At 43.5% G+C, this 13,796-nt stretch carries 18 protein-coding genes; 2 read left to right on the plus strand and 16 right to left on the minus strand.

The genetic code is table 11. From position 1 onward, the window contains the following. The 16 genes from D8862_RS03520 to D8862_RS03595 all read right to left on the minus strand — a co-directional run. Nucleotides 1–691 (minus strand): ribosome-binding factor A (locus D8862_RS03520; RefSeq protein ID WP_125448716.1); only part of this gene is annotated, 691 nt, incomplete at its 3' end. Further along, entirely contained in the window at nt 688–1,251 is a 564-nt protein-coding gene (locus D8862_RS03525) for a GNAT family N-acetyltransferase (RefSeq protein WP_125448717.1), read from the minus strand. The genes D8862_RS03520 and D8862_RS03525, both read right to left, overlap by 4 nt. 358 nt (nt 1,252–1,609) lie before the next feature. Further along, nucleotides 1,610–2,005: a helix-hairpin-helix domain-containing protein gene (locus tag D8862_RS03530; RefSeq protein WP_125448718.1), complete on the minus strand. Its 396-nt coding sequence runs from the start codon at nt 2,003–2,005 to the stop codon at nt 1,610–1,612. Between the two features lie 97 nt (nt 2,006–2,102). Then, nucleotides 2,103–2,357 carry a DUF1912 family protein gene (locus tag D8862_RS03535; protein ID WP_000119707.1) on the minus strand — a complete coding sequence of 85 codons (255 nt, stop codon included), beginning with the start codon at nt 2,355–2,357 and terminating at the stop codon, nt 2,103–2,105. Between the two features lie 9 nt (nt 2,358–2,366). Next, a complete protein-coding gene (locus tag D8862_RS03540) occupies nt 2,367–3,701 on the minus strand; it encodes a DUF438 domain-containing protein (RefSeq protein ID WP_125448719.1) in 1,335 nt (444 codons plus the stop codon). Then, complete coding sequence (locus D8862_RS03545; protein ID WP_000368739.1) at nt 3,701–3,934, minus strand: DUF1858 domain-containing protein; 234 nt, start codon at nt 3,932–3,934, stop codon at nt 3,701–3,703. Before D8862_RS03545 ends, D8862_RS03540 begins: the two co-directional genes overlap by 1 nt. Before the next feature lie 95 nt (nt 3,935–4,029). Continuing rightward, entirely contained in the window at nt 4,030–4,380 is a 351-nt protein-coding gene (gene rbfA / locus D8862_RS03550; protein WP_001273601.1) for a 30S ribosome-binding factor RbfA, read from the minus strand. Nucleotides 4,381–4,546: 166 nt separating this feature from the next. Next, entirely contained in the window at nt 4,547–7,333 is a 2,787-nt protein-coding gene (gene infB / locus D8862_RS03555; protein WP_125448720.1) for a translation initiation factor IF-2, read from the minus strand. Nucleotides 7,334–7,349: 16 nt separating this feature from the next. Then, on the minus strand, nt 7,350–7,649 hold the full coding sequence (locus D8862_RS03560) for a YlxQ-related RNA-binding protein (RefSeq protein ID WP_125448721.1): 300 nt from the start codon (nt 7,647–7,649) through the stop codon (nt 7,350–7,352). Next, entirely contained in the window at nt 7,642–7,935 is a 294-nt protein-coding gene (rnpM, locus tag D8862_RS03565) for an RNase P modulator RnpM (protein ID WP_000857555.1), read from the minus strand. Before rnpM ends, D8862_RS03560 begins: the two co-directional genes overlap by 8 nt. A 21-nt stretch (nt 7,936–7,956) precedes the next feature. Continuing rightward, nucleotides 7,957–9,093 (minus strand): transcription termination factor NusA, encoded by a 1,137-nt coding sequence (gene nusA, locus D8862_RS03570; RefSeq protein WP_000032277.1) that lies wholly within the window; start codon nt 9,091–9,093, stop codon nt 7,957–7,959. Between the two features lie 43 nt (nt 9,094–9,136). Further along, nucleotides 9,137–9,616 carry a ribosome maturation factor RimP gene (rimP, locus tag D8862_RS03575; RefSeq protein ID WP_000338691.1) on the minus strand — a complete coding sequence of 160 codons (480 nt, stop codon included), beginning with the start codon at nt 9,614–9,616 and terminating at the stop codon, nt 9,137–9,139. 126 nt (nt 9,617–9,742) lie between these two features. Then, the gene (gene trmB, locus D8862_RS03580) at nt 9,743–10,378 is read right to left on the minus strand and encodes a tRNA (guanosine(46)-N7)-methyltransferase TrmB (protein ID WP_001266088.1); all 636 of its coding nucleotides are present in this window, start codon (nt 10,376–10,378) and stop codon (nt 9,743–9,745) included. After that, on the minus strand, nt 10,375–11,169 hold the full coding sequence (ccrZ, locus tag D8862_RS03585) for a cell cycle regulator CcrZ (protein WP_125448722.1): 795 nt from the start codon (nt 11,167–11,169) through the stop codon (nt 10,375–10,377). The genes trmB and ccrZ overlap by 4 nt, the downstream gene beginning before the upstream one ends. 47 nt (nt 11,170–11,216) lie before the next feature. Further along, complete coding sequence (locus D8862_RS03590; protein WP_125448723.1) at nt 11,217–12,266, minus strand: ABC transporter permease; 1,050 nt, start codon at nt 12,264–12,266, stop codon at nt 11,217–11,219. After that, nucleotides 12,263–12,994 carry an ABC transporter ATP-binding protein gene (locus tag D8862_RS03595; protein WP_125448724.1) on the minus strand — a complete coding sequence of 244 codons (732 nt, stop codon included), beginning with the start codon at nt 12,992–12,994 and terminating at the stop codon, nt 12,263–12,265. Before D8862_RS03595 ends, D8862_RS03590 begins: the two co-directional genes overlap by 4 nt. A 67-nt stretch (nt 12,995–13,061) precedes the next feature. Between D8862_RS03595 and D8862_RS03600 the strand changes: the two genes are divergently transcribed. Together D8862_RS03600 and D8862_RS03605 are read left to right on the plus strand one after the other, a co-directional pair. Continuing rightward, entirely contained in the window at nt 13,062–13,472 is a 411-nt protein-coding gene (locus tag D8862_RS03600) for an HIT family protein (RefSeq protein ID WP_096422739.1), read from the plus strand. 9 nt (nt 13,473–13,481) lie between these two features. Further along, nucleotides 13,482–13,760, plus strand: a complete 279-nt coding sequence (locus tag D8862_RS03605) for a hypothetical protein (RefSeq protein ID WP_125448725.1) — start codon at nt 13,482–13,484, stop codon at nt 13,758–13,760. The last annotated feature ends 36 nt before the right edge of the window (nt 13,761–13,796 follow it).

The following is a 13,796-nucleotide window of genomic DNA, read 5'->3' on the forward strand; positions in this document are numbered from 1 at the left end:
CTTTAACTAGAGTTATAGCATCAATCTTAGATGTTTTTCTGTTTAGTTCTATCAATTCCATTTTCAATTTTTTCCATTTAAAGTTGGAATTTAAAAGATAATCTAAATCAATATAGAAATCAACTATAACACTTTCATCATCTGTGCTAACAACTTTTACTTCATTTATTGGTAAGTCAATATGTTGCGAATAATTTCTCAAAGAATGACAAAATCGATAAGCAAAGTTCGTATCATACTGATAGCTTGCAAAACTATGTATACAATCAAATTCCTCACTATCCTGGGAATATTTTTGTTTGATTTGATTTTCATTAAAATCGACAAACAATTTTCCACTGGATAATAAATGAATCATGAAACGATTCACGTCTGCCTCTTCAATTTTCAATTCCTTTGACTCAAGTTTATTCTTAATACTTAAAAAATCCGAGACATCTGAAATAAACAATTCGAACATATTCTTGATTTTTTGAAAATCCTTTTGAATCTCAAAAATTTGGTTCGAAACTGACATTATTTCCTTGGTTGGTTCAATATCAGAGATGATAAAACGTTTTTCATTATTGTTAATTTCTAAATATGCTAATCGCTCGATAATATCATTATCATCTAATTCAGCATACTCCACATCAATTTGACGTAACTGTTCCTCAGATAAAGAGCTTACTTCCTCTTTTACATCACTCATCTTATTCCCTCCCACTCACTCCTCAGCAAGCCATACCTCAAATCATCACAGCGATTGCCTTGGGCATCTTTGCGGTCCCGGATGCGAGCTTCAAGAGTGAAACCAAGTTTCTCAGCGACTCGTTGGCTTTGGAGATTATGGCTGTAGCAAGATAGTTCAATCTTGTGAAGACCAAGTTCTTTAAAAGCCTCATCAATCAAGGCACGCGCGGCTTCTGGTACATAACCTTGGCCCCAATAGTCTGGGTGCAAGGTGTAGCCAATCTCCAGTACATCGTCTGCGTGGCGATGATTGAAATCAACAGAACCCATGACTGTGTCGGTTCCTTTGACGACAATTCCGTAGCCAGCTGGTAGATTTTCCTTTTGATTGCGCTCGGGCAGAATATGCTCCAGGTAGTAAATCTCATCTTCCAAGGTCTTGACGGGCGGAAAGCCTGCTGGGTAGGAGACTTCTGGCAGACTAGCATAGGCATGGATATCTTCGGCATCCGCCACTGTGCGGACTCGTAAGACGAGGCGCTCCGTTTCTAATCGTTCTGGTAATTGTGCTTGCTCCATCTTCCTACCTCGCTTTCTACAAAAAATCGCCCCTGCCATCTATATGACAGGGACGAATGTGATTATCCGCGGTACCACCCAATTTCGGGCAGAGCCCGCAACTCTAGTCTTCTTGTTTCTCTTTTATGACGTCGTTAGCTCGCTTTGACGTACTTCAGTACAGCCTGCAACTCGCTGCCTAGTCCTAAAAGGGAACAAAAAGACTATTCTAATATTTCATTTTCATCCATCAGCAACCAGTTTTGACACATTTGTGGACTTCTCAGCTCCGCCACTTTCTGTAAAATGTGGGATTCAAAACACCTCTAATAGCTTTATTGTAACAAGTTTTTGACGGAAATGCAAGGGACAAGAAAAATTACTTGAAGCTGATTCCGTGTTCTTTTAATTTCTTAATAGTAGCTGGGCCGATTCCTTTCAAGGCAAGGAGTTCTTTTTCCGTCCAGTTTTTAAAGTCAGCAGCCGACTTGATACCTTCATCATAGAAAGTCTTAGCGCGATCTACTGAGAGACCACCCAAAGTAGCTGCGAAATCTTCTACTGAATTGGCTACTTTTTGAGCTTGTTCCTTGGTCGCTTCTACTGCTTGTTCCACTTTTTTAGAGACAACTTTTCCTGCTTGGCTGGCAGATTGTTCTGCATGTTTCACAACTTTCTTTGTCTCTTCGACAACCTTGTTCACAGTACTTGAAAATGCACCTGAGCGACGAAGGCTATTTCGCAATTGTTTTTTACGTTGGAGTTTCTTTGACATGATAAAATCCTTTCAATAAAAAATCCCTGCTCTGACAAGGATTTAATAAAGATATTCTATCAAGATTTTGGCAAAAAATCAAGAAAGTATCACTATTTTAATAATTTCGTTCACCAAACAAGCCTTCTGGCAGATCATGAAATCCCTTGCCTGCTTTGAAGTTTTCAAACTTACCCAGCAAAAACTGATAAGCATCCAAGCGACTCTCGTAGCGAATCATGGCATCTTTGGCACGCTCGTCCTGATCTTCTTCGTAGACTTTTTGACTTTCCTTGTGCGCCATGTCGTTGATCATGATCTGGGTATTGACCCAGGCTTCAAATTCCTTCATAAATTCCTGTTCGTAACTCATTGGTTCTCCTTATTCTAATCCACGGAAGTAGTCCGTATCAATCTCTAGGTAGGGCTGAATATCCTGAACATACTCCAACACTCCCTGGAATTCTCCGTTCTCATCGTGTACTGCAGCGTAGGTGATGTGGACAAACTTGCCTCGCGACTCAGACTTGAACCACATTTCATACTTGTCCTTGACCCCTTCACGAAGACCTTTCATAACGGCCTTCACCTTGTCTAAGTACTTGGGCGGATGGCAGAGTTCAACATTGCGTCCGACTTGGGACGGCGTCCGTTTGAAAATCATCTCATCAGCTGGCGTATTGTCATTGTAATACTGGAAAATGTCGTCTTTATTGACAAAGGTAATCTCCATAGGGAGGTGATTGAGGATGAGGTTGGCCTGCTCGACGGAGAGATAGCCATTGCCAAAAGCCTGTTGACTATGACGGTCCAGCACCGCTTCCTTTTCCTTAGGGGTAAAGGTAATGGTGAACTGACCTTCTGGTGTATCGATAACTTGATGCACTTGGCCTTCAGCAGTGTCTAGCTGCACGGGCTCCTCTGCACTCTTTGCCTCAACAAAACGCTGTCGTTCTGGAACCCATTTCTCAGACGGACGGATGATGGCATAGCCGTAGGCATCGCTCTCCTCCGCAATCTGAATCCAATCATCCTGGGTGAAAGACTCGAGGAGAATCATGAGGAGGATGGACTCTTCCTTGAAAATCATACTTTCAAACTCTGTCGCAAAAGCTTCAAAATCTTCTTTTACACTGCTAATCGACACTTCTGGTAGTGCCTTAGCCGTCGCTAGAGCTGTCTGAAAGAGTTCCCTGATCTGGTCATCCACTCCCCACATGACCTTAGGGGGTGAATCGTGACCATAGCGCTCCATGATGGGGAAAAAGAGCTCTTCCTTGCGCTGGTAGTGGATATCAAATTGGCCCAACAGCCCCATTTGACGGACCAAACCCTTGCGCATCTCCGCAAGCATTTCCTCGTCTTCCATAGACTCATAGGTATCTAACAGTCTCCGAATGCGAATCAAGGCAGCACGGAGAGCTAGATTTTCATCCTTGAAGACCCGAACTGGGTGACCTGGGTGCTCTGTATCCTCTACTTCGACACCCTTAACAGCGTTTTTAAAAAGATTGGCATGGACATCACAGAGCTCCATAATATCTTCAAAAGTAACACCTGAGTCTGAGTTCATCAGCTCGTGCTCCATAAGGGAAATCTCAATGGCTGACACACCTGTAAAGGTCGCATCAAAGCGCTCCTGAACTGACTCAGGAGAGGCACCATTGTGCAATTCTAACAAAATATCCCGTAGGATATGAATCCGTTCATCTGCCATTAGTCTAATCCAATCACTTCGTAACCATTCGCTTCCAGTGTGCGGACAATCTTGTCCATAGGAGTTCCTTCAAGCTTAGAACCCTGTTTGAGCGATACTTTGCGACCGACCGTGTTGCGCATCAAGGGATTAGCAAGTGGTTTAAAACCAAGCTCCACTAGGATTTCCAAGACTTCTGGATGCTTATCCACCACTTCTGCAACGGGAATTGACACATCGATGATATTATCCATGACGACCTCCATGTATGTTCTAAAATGATTTTCCTGCTTATATTATACCATAAGGACGATTAGCATACATCAAAAAAGAGGGTTGCCCCTCTTTCTTAATTCTTATCCAGATTGCGTAGCATCTCGTCAATCTTGTTTCCATATTCGATGGACTCGTCTTTGACGAAGGTTAAATCTGGAATTTTGTACAATTTCAAATTGCGACCAAGTTCACGTTTGATAGTTCCAGTTGCTTTTTCAAGCCCGATTTGAGCTTTTTGATTATCCGAAGCAAGGTTACTCAAAATGGTGTAGTAAACCTTGGCAACAGATAAGTCACCTAGCATCTGAACATCTGTGATGGTCACACCTTGGACACGCGGATCACGGACTTTCTTTTGCAAAATCTCATTGACTTCACGCTTGATTTCCATGCCCACACGATCCGTACGGAAATGATTTGCCATGATATTCCTTTCTCTACTTTGAACCAAAAGCTAGGCCAGCAGACCTAGCTATTTTTATTAGATAGAGGAACTAGAGCCATTTGAATCTAGGAAACAAGCCTTAGATAGAACTAGGGGTTCATCAAGGCGCTGTTGACGACGAGTCAAATGAGCTATCGTTTCTCTATTATCTCTTGATTTCTTCCATGATATATGCCTCAATCACATCATCCATCTTGATGTCATTGTAGCCATCAATCATCAATCCACCTTCACGACCGTTTGTAACTTCTTTCACATCGTCTTTGTAGTGTTTCAAGCTTGCGAGTTCGCCGTCATATATAACGACACCGTCACGGATGACACGGACTTTCGAGTCACGGGTAACCTTACCACTCATAACCATAAATCCACCGATGGTTCCCACTTTAGAAACTTTGAAGGTTTCACGGATAACTGCTTCACCGATAACTTTTTCTTCAAATTCTGGGTCAAGCATCCCTTTCATAGCTTCTTCCATCTCTTCGATAACCTTGTAGATAATGCTGTGGAGACGGATTTCTACATCGTCAGCTTCTGCTTGTTGACGTGCTTGTGGTGTAGGGCGTACGTTAAAACCAACGATGAAGGCATTTGAAGCTTCTGCAAGAGTCACATCAGACTCGTTGATGGCACCGACAGCCGAGTGGACGATGGTAACTTTGACACCTTCCACATCGATTTTTTGAAGTGAAGCAGAAAGGGCTTCAACAGAACCTTGTACGTCGGCCTTGATGATAACGTTGACTGACTTGAGTTCACCAGCTTTAAGTGTATCAAAGAGGTTTTCAAGGCTCACACGTTGGGTAGCTTGACGTTGTTTCATGAGCGCGCGTTTGGCACGTTCTTCACCTGCTGCACGCGCAGATTTTTCATCTTCGTAAACAGCAAAGTGGTCACCTGCCATTGGCGCTTCATTCAAACCTGTGATAGAGACTGGTGTTGATGGGCCTGCAACCTTGACACGACGACCAAGGTCATTGGTCATGGCACGGACACGACCGAAGGTATTTCCGACAACAATTGGGTCTTGAACATTCAAAGTACCTTGTTGAACAAGAAGGGTTGCAACCGCACCTTTTCCTTTATCCAAGCGAGCTTCGATAACCGTACCGATAGCACGCACTGTTGGGTCTGCCTTGAGTTCTTGGATTTCAGCCACAAGAAGGACTGTTTCCAAGAGTTCATCGATGTTTTGGTTGAATTTAGCTGAGATTTCGACAAATTCAGAATCTCCACCCCAAGCTGTTGACATAACCCCATGCTCTGCCAATTCACCGATAACGCGTTCTGGGTTGGCACCTGGTTTATCAATCTTGTTAATGGCTACGATGATTGGAACATTCGCCGCTTTTGAGTGGTTGATGGCTTCGATAGTCTGAGGCATAACACCGTCGTCTGCCGCTACGACCAAGATGGTGATATCGGTAACAGATGCACCACGCGCACGCATAGATGTAAAGGCCGCGTGTCCTGGTGTATCAAGGAAGGTAATCTTCTTGCCGTTTTCAACGATTTGGTAGGCACCGATATGCTGAGTGATACCACCTGCTTCACCTGTCGCAACACGAGAGTTACGAAGGGTATCCAAAAGTGTTGTCTTACCATGGTCAACGTGTCCCATGATGGTTACAACTGGTGGACGTTCAACCAATTCATCTTCATTAAGATACCCATCTTCGACGAAGAAACGTTCGATGTCGGCATTGTCCACTTCAACCTTTTGTTTGGCTTCGATACCATAATCTACCAATAGGAGTTCAATGGTTTCTCCATCCAAAGATTGGTTTTGTGTAGCCATAACACCCATCATAAAGAGTTTCTTAACAATTTCAGCTGGTTCACGTTTGATACGTTTCGCGATTTCAGCAACAGTCATACCATCTGTATATTCAAATTCGCTTGGCAATTCATGGAACTTACGTTCTGTAACAGGTTTTGGTGCCTGATTGCGGTTATTTTGCTTGTTGCCTTTTTTATTCTTTTTGTTGTTATTCCAGTTACTATTTCTTTGATTTCTCACTTGATTCTGACTACTTCGATTCTTTTGTTGTTTTCTAGGACCATCTTCTTCGTGATCATAATCGTCACGTTCTTTGTCTGGTCGGGCTTGTTTTTTACGACGTGTATCCACTGGCGCTTCTTTCGCTACTGGAGCTACTGTTACGGCTGGCTGCGTTTGTTCAGCTAGCTTAGCAGCTTCCTCAAAGATTTCCTCAGGCTCCTTGCGTTTATTAGCTTGAGCCAAGGCTTCTTTAGCAGCTTGCGATTGTTTGAAGCGCTCCTCGCTTGAGCGTGCGTACTCTGCATTTTGCTCTGCTTTTAGGGCTGCTGCACGAGCTTTAAAGTCAACACGTGGCTCAGCTTGTTTTAGTTGGAAGTCTTGTTGCTGACGACGATCATTGCCACGATTTCCTTGACCTTGTGGTTTCTTCCCTTGGTCGTTAAAACGGCGATTGTCGCGGTTTCCTTGACCAGGTTTGCCACCATTACGGCCGTCGTTTTTCTGACGGTTGCCGTTTTGTTGTTGGTCACGGTTATTGCCCTTGTTTTGTTTGCGTCGCTCTGCCTGCTCTTTTGCACGTGCCTCACGCTCCGCCTTGAAGTTTCGGCTCTGCGGTCTTGCAGCCACCACTTTTTCTGTTTTAGGAGCGACTGGCTCAGCAGGTTTTGCCTCTTCCTTGGCTACAGCTGGTTTAGTTGAAACAGGCTTTTCTGCTTTCTTTTCTACACTAACTTTTGGTACTGCAGGTTTTACTTCTGCCTTAGGAGCGGATGCAGGCTTAAAGCTCGCTGCGATTTGCTCAGCAGCAGCGGTTTCCACGCTCGATGAGTGGCTTTTTACATCCAAGCCCAACTCTTTTGCACGCGCTACAACTTCTTTACTTTCTTTTCCAAGTTCTTTTGCGATTTCGTACAATCTTTTCTTAGACAAATCATGTCCTCCTCTTCTATTCCATAAGAGACCTCATTTTCTTTGTAAATCCAGCATCTGTCACAGCCAAAACCTTTCTTGATTTTCCGACTGCTATGCTTAATTCCAGTGTTGAAAACACGGTTATAACTTCTACTTGATAATAGTCACTTTTATCTTGAATCTTCTTGGTTAGATTGGGACCAGCATCATGGGCTAGTAAGACTAGCTTGGCTTTCTGGTCTTGAATGGCCTTGACCACCAATTCCTCACCCGATATAATCCTGCCTGCTCGCTGAGCAAGCCCCAAGAGATTGCTTATCTTTTGCTTATTCAAGTCCTAACTCTCTTCTTTTTACTTTGTGATCGACATAAGCGATCAACTCATCATAAAAGCTTTCTTCCACTTCCATGTTAAAGCTACGGTTAAAGACTTTCTTCTTTTTTGCCTCTAGGGCTTCTGCATTGTCTAGCTTGATATAAGCGCCACGGCCATTGGCCTTGCCTGTCGGATCGATAAAGATCTCTCCTTCTTTGTTCTTGACAATGCGGAGCAAATCACGCTTATCAATCACTTCGTTAGATACAACAGACTTGCGCAAAGGGATTTTTCTTGTTTTCATCTTTCCCTCCTCTAGCAGCTTTTATTCTTCGATCAATTCATCCGCAGCTGCGTAATCCACTTGACCTGCTTCTTCCATAGCTTCAAACTCACTGGCAGACTTGATATCGATACGGTAACCTGTCAAGTGAGCTGCCAAGCGAACGTTTTGTCCACGACGACCGATAGCAAGAGAAAGCTTGTTATCAGGTACAACGACCAAGGCACGTTTGCTATCATTTTCATCAAAGATAACTTGGTCAACCTCTGCAGGTGCGATGGCATTGTAGATAAACTCTGCTGGATCCGCTACCCACTCGATAACGTCAATGTTCTCTTCTACAGGAATCATACGGTCGCTCTTAGCGTCGTAGCGAGCTGGGTGGAATTTGCTGGTGATTTTCTTGATATTAGCACCACCACGCCCAACGATTGTCCCGATAGCGTCCACGTTTGGATTATGGCTACGAACGGCAACTTTAGTACGGTCACCAGCTTCGCGGGCTACGCTCATGATTTCAACAGTTCCATCGTAGACTTCTGGAATTTCTTGCTCCATCAAGCGTTTGATCATTTCTGGATGGCTACGGCTAACAAATACATTGACACCACGAGGATTGTCTTCAACCTTGTAAACGTAGACTTCGATACGGTCGTGGGAAGCAAAAACTTCTCCAGGGATTTGGTCTTGTTTTGACAATTGGGCTTCGATGCTACCAAGGTTGACATAAATAAAGCGATTGTCAAAACGTTCTACTGTACCAGACATGATTTCTTGTTCATGTTCTTTGTAAGTATTATAAGTGATGGCACGTGTTTGCTTGCGCATTTTTTCCATGATGGTTTGTTTAGCAGATTGGGCTGCTACACGACCAAACTCAGCTGGTGCTTCTTCAAACTTAATCTTGTCACCAAGCTCATAGGCTGAATTAATGGCAAGGGCATCTTTCAAGCTGATTTCCAAACGGCTATCAAACACTTCATCAACAACTTCACGGACAGTATAAACTGTAAAATCACCTGTTTTTTCGTTGAAGTCAATGGCTACGCTATCTGATTGACCATAGCGTCTGCGATAAGCGGAACGAAGCGACTCTACTACTGCGTCGATGATGTCTTCTTTTTTGATTCCCTTGTCTTCTTCCAAAATGCGGAAGGCCTCTAGCATTTCTTTACTCATGTTTTCTTCACTTTTGAATCCTCAAAAGCTATCCTTTCTTTTTCTATAATTTAACTGCTAAACGTGCTTTTGATACTAAACTGTATGGAATTTGGACGGTTTTCTTACGTGTTTTGTCCATATATTCCATGGTCAACTCATCCTCTTCAAAGGCCAACAGAGTTCCTTCAAAGACTTTTTGCTTATCGATGGCTTGGTAGAGCCCGACATGAATGTATTTCCCAACTGCTCCAGCGACAGCATCCTTGGTTTTCAAAGGACGTTCCAAGCCTGGACTGGTGATTTCTAGGAAATATTGTTCTGGGAAGGGATCAGGCTTGATGGTATCTAAGACAGGACTGATAATTTCTGTCAGGTCTGCCGTGTCGTTCAAGGTAATTCCTTCAGGTTTATCTACAAAAATACTGAGAATCATATCACTGCCAATCTTTCCATACTCGATATCCACGAGCTCGAAAGGCGCTTGGATGACAGGTTCTACAACTTCTCTGACTAATTCTACGATTGTTGCGATTGCGTCCACCTCCTCATAAGCAAGAGGCGAAGATATTTCCCCGCCTCTCTTTCTCATATTCTTACTATCAGTATAGCACGTTTGTCAATTTATGTAAAGTATTAGCACTCAAACGGCTGGTTTTCAAGCTATTTCTTAAAATTCTGCCTCAACTCGGTAGATCACTTGACCTTTGCTGGAGAATTTTTGCTCATATTCCGTCATGACATTGCCTTCAAAATCACTGGCATGCAGGTCCAGCCAAACCCCATTGAGTTTCATCCCATACTGAGAAAAACTCACTAGACTGTACTCAAACAAGCCACGATTGTCTGTCTTGAAATGGATTTCCCCATTCTCAGGCAAAATGCGCTTGAAGGTATCCAAGAAACTCTTGTAGGTCAGACGACGTTTTTCATGGCGTTTTTTAGGCCAAGGATCTGAAAAGTTTAGGTAGAGACGATCAATCTCACCGTCTTCAAAGTAGTCCGTCAAATCTGAACCATCTACCCACAGCAACTTGATGTTGGGCACTCCAACTTCAAGCACCTTGTCCAAGGCATAACTCAATACCGACTTTTGGATATCAATCCCGATGTAGTTGATGTCAGGATTTTGCTTGGCCATTCCTGATACGAAGGCCCCTTTCCCACTTCCAACTTCAACATGAATAGGATGATCATTTCCAAACAAGTCTCGCCATTTCCCTTTTGCCTCCAAGGGATTGAGGACCACATACTGAGGATTAGCCTCTAGTAATTCTGTCGCCCCTTTACGATTTCTAACTCTCATCTCTTCTTTCCATACTTGTCACGGAAGACACGCAAGGCGTAAATCTCCCGGTTTACATTATCTAAATCTTGATTTACAAAGTATTTGGCAATCTGGCTCAAGTAAGAATACTGACCATACCAATACAATTTTTCCAAAACTGTCTGATTGTACTTATAACCATAATAAGTCAGCCAATCATGCCAATGCTGCTCTGGAATATAATGACACAGCATATGCGCCACATCAAACATGCGATCCGTCAGACGAACCGAATCCCAATCCACTAGATAAACGAGTCCACTCTCCGTCTCAATCCAATTACTATGGCGAAGATCACCATGCACAATCGTTGCATGGTCTTCTCTAAAACCTGGAACCGTCCTGCGCAAATCATCAATCACCGAGTTTAAGTACTGATGTCGTTTCAAGACTTCGGGTGCTTCCTGCCTCCAAGACTGCAACAAGTCTACTGGCGTCTCCATGGTATATCCCAAACGGCTCAACTGCTTCATCAAGGGACGTGAGCGGTGAAGACGTGTCAAGATATTGATGATCTGCTTGCGATTCATATCGTGCGGTGTCAAGATTTTGCCCGTCAACCATTCCTGGGCACACATATCACGACCATCTGGCAAACGACGAGTCCATAGTAATTGAGGAGCGATTTGTTCTCTGGCTAAGCCAGGTAGGATTGGAGAGGTGTTCATTTTTACAAAGACGCGCTTCCCATCAGGGTAGCTTCCCATATAAGCTTTGCCGCTCTTCCCAGGGATAGGGGTCAGCGTTAGCTCATTATCACCCAAGTCCATTTCTTTCCTCCGTATAAAGTTTCCTTACTATTCTACTAGTTTTTGGTCTATTCGTCAACCAGTCTTTTCAGTTGGTAAGGTAAATAAAACAATTGTAGGAAGAGACTAGCCCCTACAAGAGTCAACAAGGCTATTTTTTCTTGAAAAACCACTGCTCCGACCAGCAATTCTAACAAAAGAACGACACTTCCCACACCGAGCACAATCTGTTTCAACCCCTTCTCTTTTTCACCCTTTTCTAAAGGAAAGAGATGGGTCAAGTACTGGTAGTCAAAAGCACGATAGAGAGCCAACAACTGGAAGAGCATGAGGTAATTAAGCAGGACAACCACTGCTGTCGCAATCCATGACTGCTCGATAAAAATCACAGCTAACAAGGATAGGAGTAAGAGGCGGAGACTGAGGGCAAAGAGGTCTCCATTTCGCAGGTAAGAACGAAGATAGAGGTTTTGCCAGATTTTCCCAGGCACTTTCTGAACTACTTTAAGGATAAAATCCAGATAAGCGCGACGTTTGACACTATTTGAAACTCCCTTGACCTGAGTAAAGAGAGCAAAGAAACGAAGCAAGACTTGCTTGCGCTTGCTTTCTTGTGCAATGACATAGTCCCAGTCCAGCCCAGTTTCAGTGAAAAATTTACTGGCTTTTTGGCGAAAGAGGAGGTATTTCCCAATCCCCAATAAAAGCATATAGGCAAAAAAGACTGGCAAGCCATAACCCATGGCTAAAAACAAGGGCGCAAAAAGAAGTAAGCAGAGAGTCTGTACCAAGAGCCAAAAGACCAATGAGCGCACTGTCTGCCCTTTGAGGTAGGACTTGACCTCCTCTTCACTGACTAAGAGAAAGAGTTTGTCAGGTACTTCCATGTAGGTCGCGATTCCTCCCCAAGCTAAAAGCAAGGCAGAGACAATCCCCAAAAACAAGAGAATAGGCCAATGATTTTCAGGAAAATCTTGCAAGAGTTGACTGTACTGGTAAGCTAGAAAACCGATGAGAACCAGCAGGAACAAGACAAAGTGGTCATTGAGAACGTAACGGAGATAACCGACACACTCCTTACGAAAAGCCTGCTTTCTCTTTAAAAACAAGTCTTTCATAGGTCCTCCTCTTTGGTCAGAGCCAAGTAAATATCATTCAAACTAGCCTCAGGCATGTTAAAGGCCTCGCGCAGTTGCTGGAGGTTCCCCTGAGCCCTCACCTCCCCCTTGTGGAGGATAACAAAGGCGTCACACATCTTCTCCGCCGAGTCCAGCACGTGAGTACTCATGAGGATAGACTTGCCTTTTTGCTTTTCTACTTCCAAAAGCTGAACCAAGTCAGAAATAGCCAGCGGATCGAGGCCAAGAAAAGGCTCATCCACGATGAAAAGACTCGGATCCACCACAAAAGCACAGATAATCATGACCTTCTGCTTCATCCCTTTGGAAAAATGCACAGGAAACCAATCTAATTTTTGATCCAAACGGAACATTTTTAACAAAGGTTCTACATGCTCAAAAGCTATATTCTGCTCAATACCATAGGCCATGGCAACCGTTTCGATATGCTCTCTGAGGGTCAGTTCTTCATACAAGCTAGGCGTTTCTGGGATGTAGCCAATCTGCTTGCGGTAGTTGGTCGCATCTTCTCGTAGGGTGAGACCGTTAATCTTGATTTCCCCACTGTAAGGTGTCAACAGACCGATAATCTCATTGATAGTCGTTGATTTCCCAGCACCATTGAGACCAATCAAACCGACCAACTGCCCACTTTCAACTGTAAAGGACACATCTTTCAAGACAGGAACGTGAACATAGCCTCCTGTCAGGTTTTTAATTTCTAACATATTTTCTCCGAATCTGGTATAATGTAGCTATATTATATCAAAATTCAATACAGTAGAGGTGGATTTTATGTCAGATTGCATTTTTTGTAAGATCATCGCAGGGGAGATTCCTGCTTCAAAAGTATACGAGGATGAGCAGGTTCTTGCCTTTCTTGATATCTCTCAAGTAACGCCTGGACACACCTTAGTCGTACCAAAAGAGCATTATCGCAATCTTTTGGAGATGGACGCTACCAGCGCCAGCCAACTCTTTGCCCAAGTGCCAACAGTAGCTCAAAAAGTCATGAAGGCTACCAAGGCTGCCGGCATGAATATCATTGCCAACTGCGAGGAAATCGCTGGTCAAACGGTCTTTCATACCCATGTGCACCTCGTTCCTCGCTACAGTGCAGAAGATGACCTCAAGATTGACTTTATTGCCCACGAACCCGACTTTGACAAACTTGCCCAAGTCGCTGAAACCATTAGAAATGCCTAAGGAGATGCCATGAAACTATCCAATCTATTGCTATTTGCAGGAGCTGCAGCCGGAAGTTATTTTGTCGTAAAAAATCGCCAAGCCATTCAGGATGAAGTGCTAGATACAACTGACCGCGTCGAAGCCATTAAGGATGATTTGGATATCATCCAAAACAGCCTACAAATCATCGACCAACAAAAAGCCCTTATCAAGGAATACCAAAAAGATTTAACCTATAAATTCAAAGTCTTGGAAAAAGATTTCCAAACTAGAATGGCGATCCTCCAAGAAGAAAAACAAGAATAAGAAAGCCTCCAAGTTTCCTTAAATCCATTTTGGGTT

The sequence above is a fragment of the Streptococcus oralis genome (assembly GCF_003942585.1).
Classification (GTDB): Bacteria; Bacillota; Bacilli; order Lactobacillales; family Streptococcaceae; genus Streptococcus; species Streptococcus oralis_BE.